The 23,430-nt window shown below is 61.0% G+C and carries 24 protein-coding genes; 11 read left to right on the top strand and 13 right to left on the bottom strand.

The annotated features are described in order from the left end of the window. Window positions 1-87: 87 nt before the first annotated feature. From ACFC2Y_RS11700 to ACFC2Y_RS11685, 4 genes are all read right to left on the bottom strand, one after another. Window positions 88-741 (bottom strand): DsbA family oxidoreductase, encoded by a 654-nt coding sequence (locus ACFC2Y_RS11700; protein WP_375172892.1) that lies wholly within the window; start codon window positions 739-741, stop codon window positions 88-90. A gap of 8 nt (window positions 742-749) precedes the next feature. Further along, window positions 750-2,303, bottom strand: coding sequence for a class I adenylate-forming enzyme family protein (locus ACFC2Y_RS11695; protein WP_375172893.1), 1,554 nt, complete (start codon window positions 2,301-2,303; stop codon window positions 750-752). A gap of 83 nt (window positions 2,304-2,386) precedes the next feature. Beyond that, window positions 2,387-2,731 carry a hypothetical protein gene (locus ACFC2Y_RS11690; protein ID WP_375172894.1) on the bottom strand — a complete coding sequence of 115 codons (345 nt, stop codon included), beginning with the start codon at window positions 2,729-2,731 and terminating at the stop codon, window positions 2,387-2,389. A gap of 85 nt (window positions 2,732-2,816) precedes the next feature. Beyond that, complete coding sequence (locus tag ACFC2Y_RS11685) at window positions 2,817-4,640, bottom strand: extracellular solute-binding protein (protein ID WP_375172895.1); 1,824 nt, start codon at window positions 4,638-4,640, stop codon at window positions 2,817-2,819. A gap of 406 nt (window positions 4,641-5,046) precedes the next feature. On the opposite strand from ACFC2Y_RS11685, the gene ACFC2Y_RS11680 reads away from it, so the two are divergent. After that, complete coding sequence (locus ACFC2Y_RS11680) at window positions 5,047-5,820, top strand: 3-hydroxybutyrate dehydrogenase (RefSeq protein WP_375172896.1); 774 nt, start codon at window positions 5,047-5,049, stop codon at window positions 5,818-5,820. 1 nt (window position 5,821) lies between these two features. Next, the gene (locus ACFC2Y_RS11675) at window positions 5,822-6,880 is read left to right on the top strand and encodes a patatin-like phospholipase family protein (protein ID WP_375172897.1); all 1,059 of its coding nucleotides are present in this window, start codon (window positions 5,822-5,824) and stop codon (window positions 6,878-6,880) included. Here ACFC2Y_RS11675 and ACFC2Y_RS11670 read toward each other — a convergent pair. The 4 genes from ACFC2Y_RS11670 to ACFC2Y_RS11655 form a co-directional block, all read right to left on the bottom strand. Then, the gene (locus ACFC2Y_RS11670) at window positions 6,861-7,568 is read right to left on the bottom strand and encodes a DUF502 domain-containing protein (protein WP_375172898.1); all 708 of its coding nucleotides are present in this window, start codon (window positions 7,566-7,568) and stop codon (window positions 6,861-6,863) included. The genes ACFC2Y_RS11675 and ACFC2Y_RS11670 overlap by 20 nt on opposite strands. A gap of 69 nt (window positions 7,569-7,637) precedes the next feature. After that, on the bottom strand, window positions 7,638-8,564 hold the full coding sequence (locus ACFC2Y_RS11665) for a pseudouridine-5'-phosphate glycosidase (RefSeq protein WP_375172899.1): 927 nt from the start codon (window positions 8,562-8,564) through the stop codon (window positions 7,638-7,640). A 6-nt stretch (window positions 8,565-8,570) separates the two neighbouring features. After that, a complete protein-coding gene (locus ACFC2Y_RS11660; protein ID WP_375172900.1) occupies window positions 8,571-9,464 on the bottom strand; it encodes a PfkB family carbohydrate kinase in 894 nt (297 codons plus the stop codon). Between the two features lie 36 nt (window positions 9,465-9,500). Next, a complete protein-coding gene (locus ACFC2Y_RS11655) occupies window positions 9,501-10,301 on the bottom strand; it encodes a DUF4198 domain-containing protein (protein WP_375186141.1) in 801 nt (266 codons plus the stop codon). On the opposite strand from ACFC2Y_RS11655, the gene ACFC2Y_RS11650 reads away from it, so the two are divergent. The 3 genes from ACFC2Y_RS11650 (at window position 10,282) to tsf (ending at window position 13,358) form a co-directional block, all read left to right on the top strand. Next, entirely contained in the window at window positions 10,282-11,442 is a 1,161-nt protein-coding gene (locus ACFC2Y_RS11650) for a HupE/UreJ family protein (protein ID WP_375172902.1), read from the top strand. The two genes, ACFC2Y_RS11655 and ACFC2Y_RS11650, sit on opposite strands and share 20 nt — an antisense overlap. Window positions 11,443-11,618: 176 nt before the next feature. Further along, complete coding sequence (gene rpsB, locus ACFC2Y_RS11645) at window positions 11,619-12,386, top strand: 30S ribosomal protein S2 (protein WP_375172903.1); 768 nt, start codon at window positions 11,619-11,621, stop codon at window positions 12,384-12,386. A 90-nt stretch (window positions 12,387-12,476) separates the two neighbouring features. Next, window positions 12,477-13,358 (top strand): translation elongation factor Ts, encoded by an 882-nt coding sequence (gene tsf / locus ACFC2Y_RS11640; protein ID WP_375172904.1) that lies wholly within the window; start codon window positions 12,477-12,479, stop codon window positions 13,356-13,358. Between the two features lie 48 nt (window positions 13,359-13,406). Here the strand turns inward: tsf and ACFC2Y_RS11635 are convergent, their stop codons facing one another. Next, window positions 13,407-14,012: a DNA-3-methyladenine glycosylase I gene (locus tag ACFC2Y_RS11635; protein WP_375172905.1), complete on the bottom strand. Its 606-nt coding sequence runs from the start codon at window positions 14,010-14,012 to the stop codon at window positions 13,407-13,409. Between the two features lie 378 nt (window positions 14,013-14,390). Beyond that, entirely contained in the window at window positions 14,391-15,200 is an 810-nt protein-coding gene (locus ACFC2Y_RS11630; RefSeq protein ID WP_375172906.1) for an autoinducer binding domain-containing protein, read from the bottom strand. Between the two features lie 364 nt (window positions 15,201-15,564). Between ACFC2Y_RS11630 and ACFC2Y_RS11625 the strand changes: the two genes are divergently transcribed. From ACFC2Y_RS11625 to ACFC2Y_RS11600, 6 genes are all read left to right on the top strand, one after another. Then, complete coding sequence (locus ACFC2Y_RS11625) at window positions 15,565-15,930, top strand: D-Ala-D-Ala carboxypeptidase family metallohydrolase (protein ID WP_375172907.1); 366 nt, start codon at window positions 15,565-15,567, stop codon at window positions 15,928-15,930. Beyond that, on the top strand, window positions 15,930-17,171 hold the full coding sequence (locus tag ACFC2Y_RS11620; RefSeq protein WP_375172908.1) for a hypothetical protein: 1,242 nt from the start codon (window positions 15,930-15,932) through the stop codon (window positions 17,169-17,171). Before ACFC2Y_RS11625 ends, ACFC2Y_RS11620 begins: the two co-directional genes overlap by 1 nt. Window positions 17,172-17,370: 199 nt before the next feature. After that, complete coding sequence (locus ACFC2Y_RS11615) at window positions 17,371-17,844, top strand: hypothetical protein (RefSeq protein WP_375186440.1); 474 nt, start codon at window positions 17,371-17,373, stop codon at window positions 17,842-17,844. Further along, window positions 17,844-19,082 (top strand): major capsid protein, encoded by a 1,239-nt coding sequence (locus tag ACFC2Y_RS11610; RefSeq protein WP_375172910.1) that lies wholly within the window; start codon window positions 17,844-17,846, stop codon window positions 19,080-19,082. Before ACFC2Y_RS11615 ends, ACFC2Y_RS11610 begins: the two co-directional genes overlap by 1 nt. Next, a complete protein-coding gene (locus tag ACFC2Y_RS11605) occupies window positions 19,075-19,632 on the top strand; it encodes a hypothetical protein (protein ID WP_375172911.1) in 558 nt (185 codons plus the stop codon). The genes ACFC2Y_RS11610 and ACFC2Y_RS11605 overlap by 8 nt, the downstream gene beginning before the upstream one ends. After that, on the top strand, window positions 19,632-20,606 hold the full coding sequence (locus ACFC2Y_RS11600; RefSeq protein ID WP_375186439.1) for a hypothetical protein: 975 nt from the start codon (window positions 19,632-19,634) through the stop codon (window positions 20,604-20,606). Before ACFC2Y_RS11605 ends, ACFC2Y_RS11600 begins: the two co-directional genes overlap by 1 nt. 578 nt (window positions 20,607-21,184) lie before the next feature. On the opposite strand, the gene phoB is transcribed toward ACFC2Y_RS11600, so the two are convergent. The 3 genes from phoB to pstB are packed head-to-tail and all read right to left on the bottom strand — an operon-like array spanning window position 21,185 to window position 23,428. Continuing rightward, complete coding sequence (gene phoB / locus ACFC2Y_RS11595) at window positions 21,185-21,871, bottom strand: phosphate regulon transcriptional regulator PhoB (protein WP_375172913.1); 687 nt, start codon at window positions 21,869-21,871, stop codon at window positions 21,185-21,187. 14 nt (window positions 21,872-21,885) lie between these two features. Further along, entirely contained in the window at window positions 21,886-22,608 is a 723-nt protein-coding gene (gene phoU, locus ACFC2Y_RS11590; RefSeq protein WP_375172914.1) for a phosphate signaling complex protein PhoU, read from the bottom strand. Between the two features lie 22 nt (window positions 22,609-22,630). After that, window positions 22,631-23,428, bottom strand: a complete 798-nt coding sequence (gene pstB, locus ACFC2Y_RS11585) for a phosphate ABC transporter ATP-binding protein PstB (RefSeq protein ID WP_375172915.1) — start codon at window positions 23,426-23,428, stop codon at window positions 22,631-22,633. Between the last annotated feature and the right edge of the window lie 2 nt (window positions 23,429-23,430).

Genomic DNA, 23,430 nt, shown 5'->3' with positions numbered 1-23,430 from the left:
TGCTATCACGATCCCCAGGCAAGGGCCACGCCGCCCGGGGTGCAAAAACACGGCAAGTGCCCTGCAAAAACGCAGGGGCAGGTTGGCCTATTCCGCCTGCGGCGCCGCGCCCAACATTTCGTCGATGACCTTGAGCCAGAGGTCGGGCGGCTGTGCACCGGGCACGGCGTGTTGGCTGGCCACGATGAAGGTCGGCACGGCGTTCACACCCATCTCGCGGGAATGCGCGTCGCGGTCGCGGATCGCCTGTTCGTCGGCGTCGCTTTCCAGCAGGCGCAGGATCACGGCGGCATCCATGCCGACGCTGTCGGCGATGTCGGCCAGCGTTTCGCGATCGCCGATATCGCGGCCTTCGACAAAGTTGGCCTTGAAGAGGGCGTCGACCATGGCGTTCTGCTTGTTCTCGATACCGGCCCAGTGGATCAGCCGGTGCGCGTTCAGCGTGTTGGGCGTGCGGGAGATGGCGTCGAGATTGGCCTCCACTTCGATGCTGTCGAAATGTTGCGCGATCTGGCCGTAGATCTGGTCGGCGCGGTCGCCGAACTTGGAGGTCAGGTAGGCTTTCCGGTCCACGCCCTCGCGCGGCATGTCGGGGTTGAGCTGGAAGGGGTGCCATTCGATGACGAAGGGATGATCGGGCCGCTTGGCCAGGGCGCGTTCCAGCTGCACCTTGCCGATATAGCACCAGGGGCAGATCGGGTCGGAGAGGATGTCGAGTTTGACGGCGTTTCCGGTTTCCATATTTAGTCTCACTTTCCGGTCAGGGGTCTGGTGCCGGGACGTTGGTGCGCCCGTGCGGCCCAGATGTCGCGCAGGGCCCGGCGCAGCAGTTTGCCGTTCGGGTTCTTCGGCATCTCGGGGATATGCACGAAGGCGCGGGGTTGTTTATAGCGGGCAAGGCGGTCGGCGGCGATGGCTTTCAACTGCGCCTCGTCCAGGGGTTCGGGGCCGGTGTAGAAGGCGATGATGAGGCGGGCGTCGGCCTTGACCTCGCAATCCGTCACGCCGATTTCGGTGACGCCGGGCAGGTCATGCAGGGCCGATTCCACCTCGATCGGCGAGACGCGGTAGCCGCCGGCATTCATCATGTCGTCGGCGCGGGCCATATAGGTGATCTGCCCGTCCTCATCCATGCGGCCGTGATCGCCGGTGAGGAACCAGTCGCCCTGCATCCGGTCCTGCGCCTCCTGTTCCGCGCCAAGGTAGCCCAGCATCAGGCCGGGGTCTTCGCGGTGCACCGCGATGACGCCCTCCTCACCCAAAGGGACGGGACCGTCGGGGCCGAGGATGGCGACGCGGCGCCCCTCCTGCGGTTTGCCCAGGGCGCCGGGTTTGGCGGGGGTGGTGGGCGAGCCGGAAATGAAGGTGGAACATTCGGACATGCCGAAGGCCTCATAAAGCTCGCCCGCACCGGCCTGGCGCCAGGCGTCGCGGATATGGTCGGAGACCTTCTCGCCCGCGGTAAGACCGTGCCGGAGTTTTGGCAGAACGATATGTTCGTTCTGGTTCATGATCTTCCTGTAAACACCTGGTGCAGCGGCGAATATCGTGGTTTCGTGGCGTTTCAAGAGCAGCGGCAGAGCCTCCGCCGGGACCTCTTCGGCCGGGATCAGGGCGGTGGCGCCGACGCTCCAGGGGTCCATCAGCCCGGTGCCCAAGGTATAAGTCCAGTTGAAGGCCCCGGCGTGTAGCAGCCGGTCGCTTTCGGTCAGCCCGTACCAGTCCCGGTGCATCATCTGACGCGCCCAGATGGCCCGGTGCGCATGCATGACGGCGCGGGGTTTTCCAGATGTTCCAGAGGTATAGACGATGTAGCCAAGGCGTTCTGGATCACCCATATGATAGTCTGCGGGCGGCAGATCACGCATCTCGCGCAGGGCGGGCGTTTCGATCAGCGGGACCTTGGTGGCGGGGCACGCAACCTGCGGATCGCGCAGGATGCCCGCGGGGGTCAGCCCCTCGATCATCTTGACCACTTCTCGTTCGGTCAGTTGCGATGAGGTCGGGACCGGCACCATTCCAGCGGCAATCGCGGCCAGGTAGACGATCGGGAAGTCTACCGAATTGCCGATACGCATCAACAGGATATCGCCCGGGGCGAATCCGTTCTGCATCAGGCCGGTGGCGGTGCCACGCACGGCATTGGCGAGGCGGCTGTAGGACCAGCGCTCCGCCCCCGACAGGCCTAGGATGGAAAGGGCGACCTTGTCCGGCAGCCGTTCCGCATGACCCAGGACATGGGCGGCCATGTTGAAGGGGGCCGGACAGGGCGCGAAGGGCCCGTGATCGAAGACAGACAGCATGGCACAGGGTTAGCACCAGTGCGCCCGGGTGCAAGGGGGAACGGCGGGCCCTGATAGACCTGGACCGAAACTTGTATTGAGCGTCAGGTGCGTCCGACGGGCGGTTCGGCCTCATTGTCGTCGCCAAAGAGATCGTCCCGGTCCGAGGTTTCCTCGCCAGGACCGAGATGCCGATCGCTTTGCGCGATATTGGCATTGTCGCGCTTTGGGTCGATTGCCACGTCGGTCGGGATGTGCCCCATGCGCCACTCCTCGATCTGGGTGAGGGTTTCGCGCGGGGACTCGCCGGTGATGTCCGACAGATAGACAGCGAAGGCGTCCCGATTGCCGTCGAGCGCGAGGACCGAGTCTTCCTCCGCGTCGGGCCAGTGATCCAGGATCGCGGGGGTAAAGGCCTCCCAGTTGGCTTGGATTTCGTCCCACTGCATCGCTCTCTCCTTGGTCTCTTGTGTCACAAGAAGAATGTTCGACGCCGCGGGACAGTTCCATCCAGGGCGATTGAAAGATCGTGAGTCAGTGGGGCTCGCGCCACCAGACCTCGGGCAGGAAGTACACGCTGTCGCCGTACAGTGGGAGGTTGTCAGCGTTATATGCCAGTGCGGCGTCATGCGCGATGCGCCCGACGTCGAAACTGTGGATCGGGACGACATAGCGCCCGGCGGTCAGCAGCCGGTCCAGCGCGCGGGTGGCGGCGGTGAAATCCTCGGCGCTTCGGGCATTGACCATGGCATCGATCATCGCGTCGATCGCGGGGCTGGACACCCCCATGAGGTTGCGCGAGCCCTTGGCATCTGCGGCGGCGGACCCCCAGTAGAGCCGTTGGTCATTGCCGGGAGAGAGCGAGAACTGCCGCCGGATGTCGGTCATGTCGAAATTGAAATCGGTGATCCGCAGCTGATAAGCGGCGTTGTCGACCGTTTCCAGCTGCACCTGCATGCCAAGCCGCTCCAGCGCCTTGAGATAGATGTCGGCCATGGTCTGCAGCTCGTTCGCGCCCAGACGCAGCAGCAGGGTGAAGCGAAAGGGCGCGCCCTCGGCATTGCGCAGGACACCGTCGGCCCCGGCCTGCCAGCCGGCCTCCTCCAGCAGGGCGACGGCCTTGCGCAGGTTGCGGCGGTTGCGCTGTGTGCCGTCGGAGACGGGCAGGGCATAGCCCTCCAACGCGCCCTCGGGAATTTCCCCGGCGAAGGGGGCAAGCAGCGCCTTCACCCGGCCTTTGGCGGGCCCGTCGCGCATGCCGAGCTCGGAGCGGGAGAAATAGGAGGTGATGCGCGGCTGGCGGCCGCCGGTCATGGTTTCGTTGATGTATTCGAAATTGAACGCGTGGATCATCGCGTCGCGCACGCGGATGTCGTCAAAGGGCGGGCGCCGGATGTTCATGACGTAGCCGGTGATGCCGGAGGGGCGGCCGGAGGGAATTTCGCTCAGCACGATTTCGCCGCTCTGCACGGCGGGGAAGTTGTAATCGCGCGCCCATTTTTCCGCATTGAATTCGCGGATATAGCTGATCTCCCCGCCCTTGAACCCTTCGAACAGCACGGCGCTGTCGCCATAGAATTCGATCCGGATCTCGTCGAAATTGTTGGTGCCCCGCCGGATCGGCAGATCCTTGCCCCAATAGTCCTCGTTCCGCGTCAGGGTGACGGAGCGGGCGGGTTCATAGGCGCTGACATAGTATGGCGCGCTGCCGATCGGGGCTTCTTCGAGGCTGAGCGAGGTGAAGGCGCGGTCGGCGAACTGGGCTTTCTTGAGGATCGGCTGCAAGCCGGTCAGCAGGGGAAGTTCGCGGTCTATCTTCTTGAATGTAAAACGAAGGGAGCGCGGACCGGTCTGGTCCATCGTCTCGATCTGGGACCAAAGGCCGCGATATCGCGCATTGCCCTGGGTGCCGAGGGTCTCGTAGCTCCACATGACATCCTCGACCGTGACCGGGCTGCCATCGGAGAACCGGGCGTCCTCGTGCAGAGTGAATTCCACCCAGGATCGGTCGTCTGGCGTGTTGATCGATTCGGCCAGTAAACCGTAGACGGTGAAGGGTTCGTCCTGGGACCGGTACATCAGCCCTTCGGAGATCAGAAAGCGCAGCTGCCAGGGCGGGTTGCCGGTGATGACAAAGGGGTTGAGACTGTCAAAGCTGCCCTCATTGCCGCTGATCAGGCGGCCGCCCTTGGGGGCGTCGGGATGGACGTAGGGCAGGGACACAAAATCAGGTGGAAGCGCGGGATCGCCGTACATAGCTATGCCATGGCGCGGCTCTGCCCGGGTGACGCCGGGAAGCATCACAAGGGCGCTGAGGGCCGCCGCGGTTGTCAGTGTCACGAAATAGTGTGGCCTCATTTTGGCAACAATCCCTGCTCAGCCTTGTCTGTTTGACCGAGACGCTATCCGCGGTTTCGCGCGTTTTCAAACTTTTAGCTTGGAAGACGCTGAGGGAAGGCCTATAAAGGGGGCACTGCTCGATAGGTTTCTTGCCTGTATGAAACCTGCCTCAATAACTAGACCCCGGCTTCGTGCCGGGGTTTTTTTTGTTCATATGCTGGCCGCGCCCGGCGTTCGAATTTTGGCAAAGGACGGGCGGGAAGGTGGCGATTTTGGCGAATCGTCCGCGGTTTTCCGCGCGGGTCCTGACGTCGAAAGATTATGATCCCGCAGGCGATCTTCACGGTTTTCTTTGCAAGTGCAGCATCTATGTTGGGGGGAGTGAGGCCGAAAAAGGCCAGTGATGCCGAAAAAGGATCGTGTCATGTCTCTGAACGGAAAAACCGCTGTCATCACCGGATCGAATTCCGGCATCGGGCTGGGCGTCGCCCGGGCGCTGGCCGGGGCCGGGGCGAATGTCGTGCTGAACTCCTTCACCGACCGGGAAGAGGACCATGCCCTCGCCGCCGGCATCGCAGAAGAATTCGGCGTTGAGGCGCGGTATATCCAGGCCGACATGTCCAAGGGCGACCAATGCCGCGCGCTGATCGAAAAGGCCGGGGCCTGCGATATCCTTGTGAACAACGCGGGGATCCAGCACGTGGCGCCGATTGACGAATTTCCCGTCGAGAAATGGGATGCGATCATCGCGATCAACATGACCTCCGCCTTCCACACCACCGCTGCCGCGCTGCCGCTGATGCGCAAGGCGGGATGGGGGCGGGTCATCAATGTGGCCTCCGCCCATGGGTTGCGCGCCTCGCCCTACAAGGCGGCCTATGTGACCGCGAAACATGGCGTTGTCGGCATGACCAAGACGGTCGCGCTGGAAACCGCGAAGGAGCCGATCACGGTCAATGCGATCTGCCCCGGCTATGTTCTGACCCCGCTGGTGGAGGCGCAGATCCCCGATACGGCCAAGGAATACGACATGTCCGAGGATGAGGTGGTCGAGAAGGTCATCCTGGCCAAGCAGCCCTCGAAGGAGTTCGCCACGGTCGAACAGATTGGCGGGCTGGCGGTGTTCCTGTGTTCCGACGCGGCGGCGCAGCTGACCGGGCAGCCGATTGCTGTCGACGGGGGCTGGACCGCCGCCTGATATGGTCACGCGGATCAATCTCGCATTGCAGGGCGGGGGCGCGCATGGCGCCTTCACATGGGGGGTGCTCGACCGCTTGCTGGACGAGGAGGAGATCGAGGTTGCGGGCATCTCCGGCACCTCGGCCGGGGCGCTGAACGGTGCGGCCTACAAGGCCGGTTGGGTGCGCGGCGGGCGCGAGGGCGCGCGCGACACGCTCAACGCGCTCTGGGCCAGGATGGGGGCGGTCAGCGACATGCGCCTGCCGGCCTGGATGACCCCCGCGGCGACGGCCTTTCAGAGCCTGTTCACCCCGGCCGCGGCTGATGTGGCCCGAGCGATGGCGTTTTCGCCGCCCAAACTGGCTGCGGACATGATGAAGGGGATCACCTCTCCCTACACCTACGGGCCGTTCTATCAGAACCCGCTGGAGCCCGTGGTGCGTCAGTTCGATTATGACAGCGTCTGCGCGCAGGAGGGGCCGCGGCTGTTCATCTGTGCCACCAATGTGCGCACGGGCAAGGTGCGTATCTTCACCCGCCGCGAAATCAGCACGGAGTCGATCCTGGCCTCCGCCTGTCTGCCGACGCTGTTTCAGGCGGTGGAGATCGACGACCCCGCCACCGGGCGGCGCGAGGCCTATTGGGACGGTGGCTATTCCGGCAATCCCGCGCTCTTTCCGCTGTTTGATCCGGAGCTGCCGGACGACGTGGTGATCGTGAATATCAACCCGCTGGAGCGGGACGAGATCCCGATGACGCCGCAGCAGATCGAGAACCGGATGAACGAGATCAGCTTCAACTCCTCTCTGCTGCGGGAGTTGCGGGCGATTGCCTTTGTTCAGCGTCTACTGGAACGGCATCAGGTGCCGCAGGGCACGATGAAACACGTTCTGGTCCACATGATCGCGGATGATGCCATGATGCGGGATCTGTCGGTGGTGACGAAGTCCCTGCCCAACCCGATCCTTCTGGGGCAGCTGAAAGTGGCCGGGCGGCAGGCGGCGGATCAGTTCCTGACCGCGCATCGCGATCAGATCGGACAGGCCTCGTCCATGGATCTTACTTCGCTGCTGAACTGAGCTGTTTCGCAGCCTTTTCCAGGGGTTTCGACGGGTCCTTGGCGTTCGGATAGACAAGGCCGGCGGAGATCACGAGCTTCGCCGCGTCCTCGATCGTCATGTCCAGTTCGATCACGTCTTCCTTGGGGAAGAACAGGAGGAACCCGGAGGTCGGGTTGGGTGTCGTCGGGACGAAGACCGACAGCAGTTCGGAGCCCGTTTCGGCCTTCTGCGCCACCTCGCCCCGCGCCGCGATGGAGACAAAGCCGATGGCCCAGATTCCCTTGCGCGGGTACTGGATCAGGCAGGCTCGTTCAAAGCTGCGCTCGGACTGCGCAAAGACGGTTTCGGCCAGCTGTTTCGCCCCGGAATAGATCGACCGGACAAAGGGCATCCGTTCGACCAGCGTCTCCGCATAGCGGATCAGCGACCGGCCGATCAGCCCCTTGGCGATCCAACCGATGATGATGGTGAACAGCAGGAAGAAGATGATCCCGACACCGCGCAGGTTGATGCCGATGTATTTTTCGGGCTGGAAGGTCGCGGGCACCAGCGGAAGGACAAAGCCGTCGATCCAGCCGGCCAGCGTCCAGAGCAGCCAGATGGTCAGCGCAACGGGCAGGATGACAACGATCCCGGTCAGGAATGACGAGCGCAGCCGAGCAAAGATGCCGGGGCGGTGATGGTGTTCGCTCAGCGGGTCGTTCATGTGGCCTGGTCCAAGAGGTTCGATGGAAACCTAGGCATTGGCGTTAAGGGCGGCAATGGGACATCGCGTTTATTTTGAGGGTTTTGCGGGCAGGGCGGCCAATTCTTGTGCAATTTTCGCGGCCAGCCGGGCGTTGTTGCGCACAAGAGCGATATTGGTGGCCAGCGACCGGCCGGAGGTGAGGGCGAAAATGCGGTCCAGCAGGAAGGGGGTGACGGATTTGGCGGCGATGCCCTTGTCACCGGCTTCCTCCAGTGCGCGCTGGATGATCGGTTCGATCTCTTCCATCGGGATCTGATCCTCGGCGGGGACGGGGTTGGCGACCAGTTGCCCGCCGGGCAGGCCAAGCGCGGCGCGCATCCGGTGCGCCCGGGCCAGCTGGACCGGTTGGTCCAGCCGCAGCGGCGCGGGGATGTCGGAAGTGGCGGACCAGAAGGCGGGCAGGCTGTCCTGACCGACCGCGATCACCGGAGCGCCCAGGGTTTCCAGAACTTCCAGGGTCAGCGGAATGTCGAGGATGGCCTTCGGCCCGGCGCAAACAACCGTGACCGGCGTCTGGGCAAGCTCCTGCAGATCTGCGGAAATATCCATGCTGGCCTCGGCCCCGCGATGGACGCCGCCGATGCCGCCGGTGGCAAAGACCTCGATCCCCGCGATCCGGGCCGCGATCATGGTGGCCGCCACTGTCGTCGCGCCGGTTCCACCGCGCGCCATGCAGACGGCCATATCCGCACGGGACAATTTCGCGACGTCCTTGGCCTGCGCCAGCGCCTCCAGCTGCGCCTCTTCCAACCCGATGTGCAACTGTCCGTCGATCACCGCGATGGTGGCCGGGATCGCCCCCTCGGCCCGCACATCGGCCTCGACCTGGCGGGCGGTCTCCAGGTTCTGGGGGTAGGGCATGCCATGGGTGATGATCGTGCTTTCCAGCGCGACGATCGGTTTGCCCTGGGACTGGGCGGCAATGACTTCGGCAGATGCGGTATAGAGGGTCATGATATCCTACAGGGCTGTATCGCCGGACACGTAACGCGCGGCGGCGGTCAGGGCGCGGTCGAGGGCGGCGGAGCGGTCCGCGCCCCCGGCCTCGGCGGCGATATGGGCCGCCATGAAGGTGTCGCCGGCACCGGTCACGCGGGTCACCAGCACTTCGGGCGGGGTGCCGGTGATGACACCCTCCGCGCTGGCCTCCGCGGCGGAGCGGCCACCGTCGGTCACGACCACACGCGCCGCGCCGCGCGCCACCAGCGTCTCGGCGGCCACGGCGGCGCTGTCGAAGGTGGTCTGGCACAGCAGCCCGGCCTCTTCGAGATTGACGTAGAGCATGGCGCGGCGGTGCGTCAGAAAGGGCCGCAGGCGTTCGGCCTTGCCGGGCGAGGCCGGGGCGACGCGCAGATCGGCCCGGGCAAAGGCCGGCGAGACGGCGATGGTTTCCAGCAGCGCCCGTGTCAGGTTGCCGTCCAGGGCGATCCGCCCCTCGTAGGGCGCGCTGTCGGAGCCGAGGGACCCGTTCAGCAGCGGCCGCAGGATCTTGTCGCCCGCCGCCTCCAGCGAATGGGCGTCGGCAATGGCGGCGATCAGCCCGTTGGCCCCCTCGACCGCCATGTAGCGATCGGTCGGCAGGTCGTCGGAGCGATAGATATGCGCGACCTCGGTGCCGAGGCTGCGGCAGGCGTCGATCAGTTCGTCCCCCTCGGGGTCGCGTCCGACGGAGGTCAGCAGAACCGGGCGCAGGCCGAACCGGGCGGCGGCCATGGCGATATTCATGGCGACACCGCCGGGCAGGCGGGTGATCCGCCCGGGCACATCCGACCCCTGCCGCATGACCGAGGCGGAGCGGCCGATGATGTCCCAGAGGACAGAGCCGATGCAGAGGATGTCGGAGGTCTGTGTCATCCCGTCTTCTTGCCCGCACGGGCAGGGGAGGTCCAGCTATTCCGGTACGGCATATGTGAGATTGGCCCAGAGGCTTTCCCACATGACACCTGCTTCGCGGGCTCGGTCGGATGCGGGCTCCCGCAGTATCACCGCATCGACCATGTAGACGGAACCGGGTCGCAGTGGCAGGGTGACATGCCCCGCGTCATCCGTGCGATGCAGGGTCTTCGAAACGTCGCCTGCGCGCTTCTCCCACATCTCCACCTGCGCATCGGGGCGGCGCGCACCCTGATAGATCAGCTGCAGGCGGATACTGTCGGCGCCGGGGGCATAGGGATCGCTGAGGGCGATGAACTCCGTCTCCATCCCCGTATCGCTGCCCGTGCCGTCCGCGCCGCCGCTGAGCAGGGTCTTGGAAAACCGCCAGTAGCCTTCGGTCACGCCCTCCTGCGGGAACCCGCGCGCGGCGTGGCGGGCGGCGAAATCCGCGATGTCCTTTTCGGTGGTGAAAGACATCACCTTCTCCCAACTGTCATAGGTCAGCCGGGACATGCGAGAGGCATAGGCGACCTCGGTCAGCCCGTTCCCCAGCTCCACCGTCATGCCGGGCAGATCGCCGGGACGCCCCTGATAGTCCTCGGACTTTCCGTCGCGCACGACCTGCGCCCGGGCGATGCGGGGGTCATACCAGCTCATCTCCTGGCCGCGAAAATCCTGTCCGTTGCGCAGGTCTATTTCGACAGTCTCGCCCGGACTGCCTTGAAAGTTTTTCGGTTCAAGCCAAAACTCATGCGCATTGCTCTGCGTAGCTAGAGCAACAAGAAGGGGAATGGTGATGCGCAACAGGGATTTCATGAAGACCAAGCTGAAGGTACGCGCGATACTGTCAAGACTGGGTGTGGCCGGTGCCGTCCTTGTGACCGGGGCTGTGGCCATGGCGCATGAGGTCCTGCCGACCATCGGCCAATTCTCCCTCGAGGGGGAGAGCGCGCGGCTGGAGCTGCGCCTGAATGCGGAGGCCTTTGTTGCCGGGATTGACCTGGACGGGCTGGAGAATACCAATACCTCTGATAAATCCGCCGATTACGATGCCTTGCGCGTGCTGCCGCCAGAAGATCTCTCCGACGAAATCCGCGAGGCCTGGCCGCGCCTGTCCGAGGGCATTGAGCTGCGCTCGGGCGATACGACCGTGCCGCTCTCCCTCGACAGTGTCGATGTTAGCGAGATCGGCGATGTGGAGATGGCGCGCCCCTCGCGTCTGATCCTGACCGGCAACCTCAGCGCAGAGTTGCAGGACGGCCCCTTCACCCTCAGCTGGCCGGAGGGGTATGGCACCCTGGCCCTGCGACAGACGGGCGTCGAGGAAGGCTATGCCGCCTATCTTCAGGGCGGCGAAACCAGCCCGCCGATCGCCCGGGAGGGTGGCGCACAAAGCGGCTGGCAGGCCTTTGCGTCCTATATCCCCGTCGGCTTCGATCATATTCTTCCCAAGGGGTTGGACCACATACTGTTCGTTCTGGGACTGTTTTTCCTCACCCCGAAACTGGTCCCGCTGCTCTGGCAGGTGTCGGCCTTCACCCTGGCGCATACGGTGACGCTGGCGCTTGGTGCGCTCGGGCTGGTCAGCATTTCTCCGGCAATTGTGGAGCCGCTGATCGCGGCCTCCATCGCATTTGTTGCCATCGAGAACATCTTTTCGACCAATCTGCACCGATGGCGGCCTGTGGTGATCTTCGGCTTCGGCCTGTTGCACGGGCTTGGCTTTGCCTCCGTGCTGCAGGAGTTTGGCCTGCCGCAGGGGCAGTTCATTCCCGCGCTCATCGGCTTCAATGTCGGGGTCGAACTGGGGCAGCTTACGGTGATCGCGCTGGCCTTCCTGGCGGTCGGGGCCTGGTTCGGGCGCAAGAGCTGGTACCGGGCGGCGATATCCATTCCGGCCTCGGCGGCAATCGCCTGTGTCGGCATATACTGGGCCGTGGAGCGGACATTCCTTTGACATAACGCCCGGGAACTGCCGATTGCGTGTTGCCAAAGGGCAGGGGGGCGTGTAATGCACCGCCACTCAATCCCGCAGGCGGGGTCGGGCCCCTGGACAGACATCCCCATGGGTCCACCGGTTGAAGCATCCGCTTCTCACCCCCGCCGAGGCGTAAACCGGAAAGGATATAGGACATGGCTCTTCCCGAGTTCACCATGCGCCAGCTGCTTGAAGCCGGCGTTCACTTTGGTCACCAGACGCAGCGTTGGAACCCCCGTATGGGCGAGTTCATCTATGGTGCGCGCAACGGCATCCACATCATGGACCTGACGCAGACCGTCCCGATGCTGGACGCCGCGCTGAACGTCATTCGCGAAACCGTTGCAAAGAACGGCCGCATCCTCTTTGTCGGCACCAAGCGTCAGGCCTCCGCGCCGATCGCCGAAGCCGCTGAAAAGTGCGCGCAGTATTACATGAACCACCGTTGGCTCGGTGGTACGCTGACCAACTGGAAAACCGTGTCCCAGTCGATCAACCGTCTGAAGGAGATCGACGAGAAGCTGGGCGCCGGTGCCGAAGGCCTGACCAAGAAAGAGCGCCTGGGCATGGAGCGTGACCAGGAGAAGCTGACCGCCTCCCTCGGTGGTATCCGCGAAATGGGCGGCGTGCCGGATCTGCTCTTCGTCATCGATGTGAAGAAAGAGCAGCTGGCGATTGCCGAAGCCAACAAGCTGGGCATCCCGGTTGTCGCCGTTGTCGACACCAACTGCTCGCCCGATGGCATCGACTACATCATCCCGGGCAACGACGACGCGGCCCGCGCGATCTCGCTCTACTGCGATCTGGCGTCGCGCGCTGCGCTGGACGGCATGACCGCACAGCTGGGCGCCGCAGGCGTCGACGTGGGCGAAATGGAAGAAGCCCCGGTTGAAGAGGCTGTCGAGGAAACCGCAGAGGCGTAAGCCCGCGGCCCTCACGGGCTTTACAAGACTGTCATGGGTCGCGGGTACGCCCGCGGCCACGACCCTTTTCCAAGACTGAGGAGAGCCGATATGGCTATCACTGCTGCACAGGTGAAAGAACTGCGCGAAATGACCGCCGCAGGCATGATGGACGCCAAGAAGGCGCTGACCGAAACCAATGGCGACATGGACGCCGCGGTGGACTGGCTGCGTACTAAGGGTCTGGCCAAAGCCGCCAAGAAAGCGGACCGGACCGCCGCAGAGGGCCTCGTCGCCGTTGCGGTCGACGGTGGCACGGGCGTTGCGGTCGAGGTGAACTCCGAAACCGACTTCGTTGGCAAGAACGCCGAGTTCCAGGGGATGGTGAAGCAGATCGCCGGGGCCGCGCTGTCGGTTGACGACGTCGAAGCGTTGAAGACGGCCGAAATCGGCGGCAAGAGCGTCGAGACGATGATCACCGACAAGATCGCCACCATCGGCGAGAACATGACCCTGCGCCGGATGGCCAAGGTTTCCGGTGAGTCGGTGGTCAGCTATGTGCACAATGCGGCCGCTGAGGGCATGGGCAAGATCGGTGTGCTGGTCGCGCTGAACGGTTCCAACGATGATTTCGGCCGCCAGGTCGCCATGCACGTCGCCGCCGCCGATCCGCGCCCCCAGGCGCTGAACGAAGCGGAGGTCGATCCGGCCCTGGTCGAGAAAGAACGTTCGATCCAGATCGAAATCGCCCGCGAATCCGGCAAGCCGGAGCAGGTGATCGAGAAGATGATCGAAGGCCGGATGAAGAAGTTCCTGTCGGAAATCACCCTGCTGAATCAGGCGTTTGTGGTGAACCCCGATCTGACCGTTGGCCAGGCGGCCAAGGAAGCCGGGGTCGAGATCGTCGGCTTTGTCCGTCTCGAGGTCGGTGAAGGCATCGAGAAGAAGGAAGAGGATTTCGCAGCCGAGGTTGCCGCCGCCGCCCGCGGTTGATCCACTTTCGAACCAATTGGAAAGGGCCGGGATTTTCCCGGCCTTTTTTCATGCCGGGCGGGTGAATTCCGCGCGTGCCTCTTCGACCGCGGGACGTAGGCAGCAGCCCTCCGCATGGTCGTTGAGCAGGCCCATGGACTGCATGAAGGCAAAGACCGTCGTCGGCCCGACGAACTTCCACCCGCGTTTCTTCAGATCCTTCGACATGGCGATGGCGGAGGGGCAGGTGGTCTGGCTTTGCGGCGCGCCCAGTTCCTCGGGCTTGGGTTCCCAGGACCAGACATAGGCGGCGAGGGTGCCTGTCTCGGCCAGCAGCTCCCGGGCGCGCTGCGCGTTGTTGATCACGGCCTCGATCTTGCCCCGGTGACGGATGATCCCGGCGTCGTGTAACAGGGCCTCGACATCGCGTTCCGTCATCTCAGCGACGCGGTGCAAGTCGAAGTTATGAAACGCAGAACGAAAATTCTCACGCTTTGACAGAATGGTTCGCCAGCTGAGCCCGGACTGGAAGCTTTCCAGGCAGATCTTTTCGAACAGATGGCGATCGTCACTGATGGGCCAGCCCCATTCGTCGTCGTGATAGGGGATGAAATCCGGCGTCTGCGCCACCCAGGCGCAGCGCGGCTTGTCATCGGGGCCATGAAAGAGCGTCATCTCACCTGCCAAAGTTCCGTCAGTCGGAAGCACAGCGTGATGCAGCGCGCGCCCGGGGTCAACAGACGGAAAAGCGGTGCCGATCTTGCGACCGACACCGCGTTTACCGGCCCGGGAAGGGGATGGAAGGGCCGGGATGGCCGGATCGAGGGCGGATCAATACGCCCCCGTCCGACCCCGGATAAACCGGCCGAACCGCCTAGCTTCGAAATCACGAAGGGTGCAGGTCCGAATGTTCCATGGCCGTGAAGGCCACCACTCACGGAACAGCTGCACTTTGCACTTTGACCCGGCGTCACGAAAGTAAGGGAATCCCTACCTTGATCACATTTTCGAGGTATAGTGGTTTGTTTTCAATTATTTACCGCCTGAAGCGCATCACGTTTCCAGAACGAACATTTGGTTCAGGAAAGCGGCTTTCAACACCGCCTGGGCAGTGGTTTCCACGTTCAGCGCCTCCCGCGCGAGGCGCAGGTGTTTCTCCACGGTCGCCGAGGTCAGGCCCATCAGAAGCGCGATATCGGCCGTGGTCTTGCCGTCGCCGACCCATTGCAGCGCCTCGCGCTGACGCTTGGTCAGACCGCGCGCGGGACCGGCATAGGGCAGGGTGAGGATCTTGAGATGCGCGACGTTGTTCATCACCACGATGTCGCGCCCGTTCTTGGCCCAGACGGCATCGACCTCCGCCTGGGTCATGTCGGGCCTCGCGGTCAGTGCGATGGCGCCCTTGGTCCGCGGAGAGATGGATTTGAAACTGATCGAATAGCCCGCAGAAACGCCAAGCCGCTGATTGAATTCGACAACTTTCTTCTCACTCTCGGTCAGCGTGCCCGAGGCAATCATGTCTTGCAGAATGCTCCAGGAGCTCGCGCCTTCATGCTCCAGCGCCCATCTGACCATAGGCGCGTGGAAGTAGAGGCCTTTGCCGAGGAACCCTTCGACATACTCCGGCGAATGATTGGTGAGGATCACGAAATCCTCAGGGTCGCCCAGAGAGGTCGCGGTGCGATACCGGGTGAAGCCGTAGATCAGACGATCGAACCCGTAGTCCGCCATCTTCGCGCAATGCAGTTGCCAGAGTTCCTCGATCGATTGCGCGTTGGTCAGCCGTTCGAGGTAATCCCGGCGGGCCACGAGCCGCTCCGGCTCAGTTGTTCCATTGATCGAAGTAACTGTGTTCTCTGGCATATCACGTCTCTGATTGCGCAGAAGTTAGGCTTTGAGCAGGCTGGAGTCGAGAGAAGATGCTGTCGGGGGCGCTATGGTGCCTGCCAGGGCCGTCTGTTTATTTTACATAATACCAATTATGCGCCTTCGACAACTCTAGTCTGAAAGGCTTCTCTCATGTCTAAACGTAAGCCGGTAAACGGCAAGAAACTGATCGGAGGCCGTCGCCTGTGACGCGCCTCCTGTCTTTACTGCGACTGGTTCCCGCTTCCAAGCGTCTCCTTGTCGCCTCTGTCGGTGTGGTGATCGCCATCGTGCTTCACTACACCGGCTTCCTCACTGCTGATGACGTCCTCCAGATGTGCACTGCACTAGGAGGTGTGCGTTGAATGGTCTCGCCTTCTTTCGCCCGTCTGAAACGCAATGCAAATGCGGTTGCGGTCACGATATCGATCCTCGTCTGTTGGATCGGCTAAATCGTCTCCGCTACCGCTGCAACTTCCCTCTGATCCTCCATTCTGGTGCGCGTTGTATCAAACACAACGCTGCTGTTGGTGGTGCCAAAGCCTCTACGCATCTTGCTGGCCTTGCTGCTGATATTCGTTGGCCTGTCGCTCCATGGGATCGCGTCAAACTGCTTCGTGAGGCCGTCGAACTCGGGTTCTCTGGCTTCGGCTTCTACACAACGTTCCTTCACCTCGACATTCGCCACATTCAAGGCAGGTCGGATAGTGCCTGGACAGGTGTCTGATGAACGCCGTTCAAGAAATACTACAACGAGCGGTTGCATCGTCTCCGCTCGTTACCCGTTCTTCAATCGCTACTGCATCTTTCGAAAATGCTAAGCGTGTCAAACTCTTAACCGTCTATCAGAAAATTTCTGACATGTCCCGCGATGCCCTTCGCAATGATGACGTGTCTGACCTTCACGATATCCAACTCCATGCTGCCGCTCGTGTCGCCCGTTCCCGTCTCCCTGCTCTACTTGATTATAAGGAAATAATAGGACGCCTCCCGGAACTCAATGACTGGTACAAGCAAGTCGCAGATCGGGAAAAAATCGAGGAATGGATAGGCTGCGAATACAAGCGCCCCTCCTCTGACAACAAAAACGTTGTCTATGATCGCGTCGAAAAACGTGGTCGCCTTGTCCGCGCTTCTGGTCTCGTCTTCCGCTGTATCGAGGAAATGACCTCCGGAGGCTTCCCCGTCTTCAATACCCTCACCCTCGACCCTGCCCATGAATACGTCATTGGCCGTCGTCGTGAGGAATTCAAACTCTGGACCCGCAAAATGCGCCGCCAATTCGGCGAATTTACCTACTGCGGTGTCACTGAACGTGGTGAGGAAGGTCGCCTGCACATGCACGTTCTAATGGTCTTCGAGAATGGATCCCAATTCTCTGACCCTAATTTCGGGAAACCCGATGGTGATAACCAACTGGTCCCCGAACTTCGTGGGTGCTGGCCCTATGGCTTTGACACCCCGATTGCTGCCCGGTTCTCCCCTCTCGACATGTGGGGACGTATCGGCTGGCGCTGGCCCAAAGGCCTTACCACCAACCCCGAGGAAGCATTGGCTCTCTATATGGCCAAATACCTCACAAAAGAAACGGAGATGATTGAAGGATGTCGGACGAAAACGAGCCGGAACTTCGGCCTGCAAAGCCTGATGGCGATGACAAACGCGCAAGCTCTCATGGTGGTGAACGGCCACCCAAACCTGATCCTGCCCCAACTCAAGCTGAAATCGACGCCGCCCGAGAAGCTGCTGAGATACGTGGCAGAGAAGAAAATCTTCGGCAAAGCGCCCCTCCTGCCTTTGCCCAAAACAAAAGCTGGCTCAGTGCAGCTAGCCGCAGAAAGCCTGGGGATACATCGATCCTCCCGGATGAATGCTGGCGACTGCCTCAACCCCGTGGCCGACTTTAATTCGAAGGAATTCGACCAATACAGGCAAACAAACCACCCAGTTCAGATCGGAAGAATCTGAGCGTCAAACTAGAGCGCCTCGATCGTGCTCTATCGCATATCTCGACTGTTCGTCTCGCTGTCGCGATTGCCTTGGAAACGGCAGATCACATGCCGGTTCTTGAGACAACGGAAATAACCGAGCTTCAAAAGATCGTCTCGGACCTGATTCAACAAGCGGATTTAGAAAATCTCGCGCACCTACTGGAAAGGCTCCTACAGTGAATAAACAGTTCTACCTGTCGAGCATGCAACATCTGCTCGTCCCTGAGTTTCAACGCACGCTGCGCAATGCTGGTGTCTCTCAGGCTCACATCGATGTGCTTCGTCAACCCGGCCTCTGGACCTCTGACCAACGTGTCGCTGTTCGTCAAACGCTCGATTCGGTGATCTATGCTTGCACCGATATGGCCGGTCTCCCCCGTGTCGATATCCCTGCGGAGTATGTCGCCGCTGTCGTCGCAACCCTCGTGTCTCCCGTGAACTTCCTTGTTCTCGCCTCTTGGGTCGCTGACCACAAACCCGCGCGTGACCTCGCTCAAGCTGAGGAAAACGTGCAAATCCAACGTGTCCACGCTGGCAAAATGGCCTCGCTGATTATCATGGCTCACGCGGCTATCCACGGTGAGGATGGTGTACCCGAAATCGCCTCCCAGATCCGTAACGGCTTCTCCGTCCAGAAGGAAAAAGCCTAATGGAACGTCAACCGGTCGAACTTCAATTCAACACGCTGATGCCCATGAATATTGGGCGCATGGCGTGCCTGTCTCGCTTCCCTGTCGTCCCCGGCGATAGCATGGGCGCACAGATCAACAGCTTCTTCCGGTTGGCGCAACTGCGCCGACCTCTCACCGCTGATGTGAAAGTCGATATTTTCGCTTTCTTCTGCCCCTACCGCTTCACCTACCCCGAATGGGTCCAGTTCATTGAACAAGGTGGAAGTTACACCCCGACTTGGCCGGAGGCCTCTGGCAACCGTCCTGAATTCATGCAGGTTGCTGAAACGCCTTACCCCAAACACCTGTGGTCGGACCTCGCGAACATCTACAATCAATGGTTCCGGGATCCATCGTTCACAGAACTTAGCCTGGACACTCCGACCACTGACGCGACTACCCTGATCTATGGTCCGCGTGTCTCGCAACTCAAAGGCTGGGGTACCTCTCAATCCCAACTCGCTGACCTCGCTGATACTGCCTTCGACATTGACACGTCGAATGCCTCTATCTCGATGTACGATATTCAGGCTCAACAGGCCAAAGGCCGCAACGCTGCCTATCGTATGTTCATCGGCTCCCGGTATCAGGAGATTATCTCGAACATGGCTGAGGCTCCCTTGCACGGCTATGCTGATGATGTTCCCGAACTGCTGTGGCGCGAGAGCTCATGGTTCTCTGGATACGATATCAACGGCACCGCCGGCGCTGATCTTGGCAACTCCGTTGGCAAGGCCGTTTGCTCTGTGAACTTCAATATGCCCCGTCGCCTCTTTGTCGAACATGGCACTGTCTATGTAATGTGCGTGGCTCGAATGCCCCCGCAATACATTCAGACAAAGCAATATCTCGATGAGTTCAATCGTCCTTATGAAACCCTCGTTCCTGTGGGTGATACGGACATGCCGCCCGTCGAGCTTACCCTCAACGATCTGTTTACCAACGGCTCGTCTACCCCTGTGGGCTATGTCCCTGCCTATGAATGGCTCCGTCAACATCCCTCGCACGTCGCTGAGCGGTTCCATGTGCAGGATGCTGGCTGGCAATACCTGGTCAAACCGACCACGGCTCAAGGTCTCACTGAAACTGGTGATTACTCCGGTTTCTTTTTCTCAACCCCTGTCGGTCAAATGCAGGCGTCGTCTTCGGTTCGTCTCGAAGGTTTCCGTCCCCTGCCCCACCCGATGGGTTCTGTCATGGCGGATCAAAATGCGTAAACCGACCTATTCCGAAATCCCCCGCGGCTTCAAAGCTGGTCTCAATGTCGCCAATCTGACGTCAGTAACGCCGACTGTGTTCACGAATAGCACCGTTATTACGTTCTTGGCTCCCGGTGCCGGTGAGGATGGCGCCAACTTCATTACCACCAATTCTGTCGCTATCCCTGACGGCTCTGTCGTCGCTTTCGGCCTTCATTGCGCTGTAGATCGTGAGCTGCAGGAGGCCTATTTCGTCTCGATGAACTGTGTCGTTGATAAAGACTTCAAGGTCATCCCGTTCGTCGGCTCTAAGGAAACTGATAGCTTAGGCCAGACCAACTACGTCGCTATGCTCGGTGGTCCTCGTCTCGGCGGAAATGAGTTCTCCGGCGCTCTTCGGTATACCCCGACCTCGTTGCCTTACCTCAACGCCAATCCTACCCATAGCCTCGTGTTCGGAATGCTCGTCTATAATGCGTCTGGTAGTTCGCTCACTCTTGGTGCTGCTCGGTGTTCCATTGATGTAACGCGCTTCGATGGCGTCAAAGATATCAAGGTGGCTTACTGATGTTCTGGCAATTCCTCGGCAATGTCCTCTCGGCCGCTGCGCCCGGTCTACTCAATAAAGGAGCGTCCCCTCAGGGGGGCGCTTCCTCTGGCCCTCAAATGGCCTCCCTTGCCCCTCCGCCCCCTACCCCGTCCCCGGCTATGCAACCCAATCCCCCGGTTACTGGTGGCTTCTATCAGCGTCTCTCCAAAACCCATCCCGGTACCGCTGATCTTCTGAAGGATCTCGGACAAACTGCGGTGAAATCCGCTACCCTTCCTTGGCTGGCAAAAATCCAAGGTGAGGCTACCAAAAACTTCAATGACGCCGCCTACCCGGGCACTTCTGTTATGGATCAAATGGGCGCAAACTCTGCTGGCCCTATGCTCGATGCTGCCAATAAATCGGATGAGATGCGTCAACGTGAAAAGGAAAGTCGTCGTGCTTCGTCTACTGCTCTTCAAACTGCTCGTATCGGTGCTGGTGAACGTGTCGCGGGTCTTCTCCTTGCCAACAATCCGCAGAATGCCCCCCAGGCGATCAAAATTCTGGCTGCCACCGGAGGCTTCCCGCCGGAATTCGGCTTCGACCCCAAATCGCTGGTAAACGGCAAACTTGAGGCCGAGCTGGGCGTCTTAAATGCTCAAAAAGATGAACTCGGTTCGCGTTCCGATTTGAATAAAACGGGACAAATCAAACACTTGACGGAAGCTCAAAGAACCACAGTTGAAACTGAATTGGCGCCAGCTCGCCATGCTCTTGATGTCTGGAAAAACGTCTACGGCAAATGGGCTACAGGTGACGTGATCCGTGGTCTCGATGCAATCATGTCGGACGCTATGTCCAAAGGTATCAACTATGATGGCCTTATTGACCAAATGGTGCGCCATGTCGCAAAATCTGCTGGTGAAGGTGAGGCTTGGAATTTCCGTCGCGAAATGAAGAAGCTCACCGATGAAGCGGCTGATAGGTACAAATCCGATGATAAACAATGATGCGACTGTGATCGTCTCTCTGCTGATGCTGGCTGTTCTTGCTGGTTTCGTCTTCTTGGTGTTTCGCCTTCTCTGGCGTCTTGGTTCTAAAAAATGAAGCGCGGAACGTCGGTTGCTCTTCGCCGTATGCGCGCTTCCTATAGACCTTCGATCTCTATGTTACTTTAGTAACTCCCCGCCCCCGCCGCAGGCGGGGGCGGGCTCTTCCTGGTCGTTGTCGCTCTTGCGACTTTGGAAATCTTTTCCCTTCCCTAGCAACTTGTTGCTGTATCTCTTTCAATACGACCGGAACTCTATCGAAGGTCTCTTTAGGAGGGCAATCCCCTCCCCTCTTTCCGCCTTCTAAGCGGAAATCAAACTCTCTGCCGGTTTTCAATGTGACCGGCTGACGACTCAGCGGCGGAGCCGCTAATTCTCCTGTATCAATGCTCTTTCTGGTTGTTCTGTGTGTTCGCTGTTCCAAGTAGCGACCGAGAGCTATATTTGGTTGTCAAACCTTCTGGAATGTCCTATAAGAAGTAACGCGGTGTATATCTGGCATGTGACGCCAACTAGCATCACAATACCAATTATGCGATTCAGCCCAGTGCATAGCCCGCCCCCCGCACCGTGCGCAGCGGGTCATCGCCCCCGAACTGGCACAGGGCCTTGCGCAAGCGGCCGATGTGGACGTCGACGGTACGGGTGTCGACATAGATGTCCCGGCCCCAGACGCGATCCAGCAGTTGCTCGCGGCTCCAGACGCGACCGGGTTTTTCCATGAAGGTGGTCAGCAGACGGAATTCCGTGGGACCCAGCTTCAGGACATTGCCCTCGCGCGTGACGCGGTGCGTTTCGCTGTCGAGGATGATGTCCTCGTATTCCAGCCGCTCGCCAACCGTCGAGGGCCGTGTGCGGCGCAGCTGGGCGCGGACGCGGGCCATGAGTTCGATGACAGAGTACGGTTTGACCACGTAATCATCCGCGCCGGTCTCCAGCCCCCGGACACGGTCGATCTCCTCGCTGCGGGCGGAGAGCATGATGATCGGGACGCCGCGTGTGCTGGTGCGCATCTTCAGCTGACGACAGACCTCGATGCCCGAGACATTCGGCAGCATCCAGTCCAGGACGATGATGTCCGGCGCGGCCTCTTCGACCAGAAGCAGCGCCTCTTCGCCGTTTTCGGCGCGGGTGACGCGGAACCCTTCCGCTTCGAGGTTGTAGGCCAGGACTTCGCGTTGTGCCTGTTCGTCTTCAACAACCAGAACCGTGGGTTGATCGGCCATGTTCTTCGATCCGTTCAGTTACTTTCCGGGGACAGCGTCGCGTCGATCGAGGTCTTGTCCTGTTTCGGGCGCGGCGTGTCCGGGTTGTCGCCGGTGACCAGATAGATCACCTGCTCCGCGATGGAGGTCACGTGATCGCCCATCCGTTCGGTGTTTTTCGCCATGAAATGCAGATGCATGCAGGCGGTGATATTGCGCGGGTCTTCCATCATGAAGGTCAGGAATTCACGGAAAAGCGCATTGTACATCTGATCCACATCGGCGTCGCGGTGGATCACATCCTCGGCCTTGGTGGCGTCGCGCTGAATATAGCTGTCGAGCGCGTCCTTAAGCATCTCGTTCACCTCGCGCGCCATGCGGCGCAGCGCGGCCTGGGAGCCGTTGATCGGGCTCATGTTCGACAGGATCGAGGTGCGCTTGGCCATGTTCTTGGCGTAGTCGCCGATGCGCTCCAGGTTGGAGGCGATCTTCATCACCGACAGGACGATCCGCAGGTCGCTGGCGGCGGGCGCGCGCAGGGCGATCAGGCGGGCGGCGTCCTCGTTGATCATGTGTTCCAGATCGTCGATCGCCTTGTCCCCTGCCCTGACCTTCTCGGCCAGTTCCTCGTCCCGGGTCTCAAGGCTCTGGGCGGCGTCGAGGATGGCGGTCTCGACGAGGCCGCCCATCTTCATGATCTTGCCCTGGATCGCCTCGAGGTCGCGGTCGAAGACCGAGGTGATATGCTCTTCTGCCATAGTGTCCTCCAGTGGACTTGGATCAGCCGATGCGGCCGGTGATGTAGCTTTCGGTGCGCGGATCGACGGGGTTGGTAAAAATCTGGCCCGTCTCGCCGAATTCCACCAGGTTGCCGAGGTGGAAGAAGGCCGTCTTCTGGCTGACCCGTGCGGCCTGCTGCATCGAGTGGGTCACGATGACCACGGAATAGTTCTCGCGCAGCTCGTCGATCAGTTCCTCGACCTGGCCGGTGGCGATCGGGTCGAGCGCGGAGCAGGGTTCGTCCATCAGGAGGACTTCCGGCTCGGTCGCAACGGCGCGGGCGATGCAGAGTCGCTGCTGCTGACCGCCCGACAGGCCGGTGCCGGGGGCGTGCAGGCGGTCCTTTACCTCGTCCCAGATGGCGCCGCGACGCAGAGATTTCTCAACGATATCATCCAGATCGGCCTTGTTCTTGGCCAGACCGTGAATGCGCGGACCGTAGGCGATATTGTCGTAGATCGACTTCGGGAACGGGTTCGGCTTCTGGAACACCATGCCAACCTTGGCGCGCAGCTGCACCGGGTCGACCTTGGGGTCGTAGATGTCTTCGCCGTCCAGCAGGATCTCGCCCTGAACCCGGCAGATGTCGATCGTGTCGTTCATCCGGTTCAGGGTGCGCAGGAAGGTGGACTTGCCGCAGCCCGACGGTCCGATGAAGGCGGTCACGGTCTTGTCTTCGATCTGGACATCCACGTCCTTGATGGCGTGGGTGTCACCGTAATAGACCTGCACCTTGTTGGCGGCGATCTTGGTTTCTTTCTGGGTCACTTTCTGCTCCGATGAGGGTGCGTCGTACATGG

It is taken from the genome of Pseudooceanicola sp., assembly GCF_041987405.1.
Taxonomy (GTDB): domain Bacteria; phylum Pseudomonadota; class Alphaproteobacteria; order Rhodobacterales; family Rhodobacteraceae; genus Pseudooceanicola.
The sequence above is the reverse complement of the archived record's forward strand: the minus strand, read 5'-3'. Positions and strand labels throughout refer to the sequence as shown.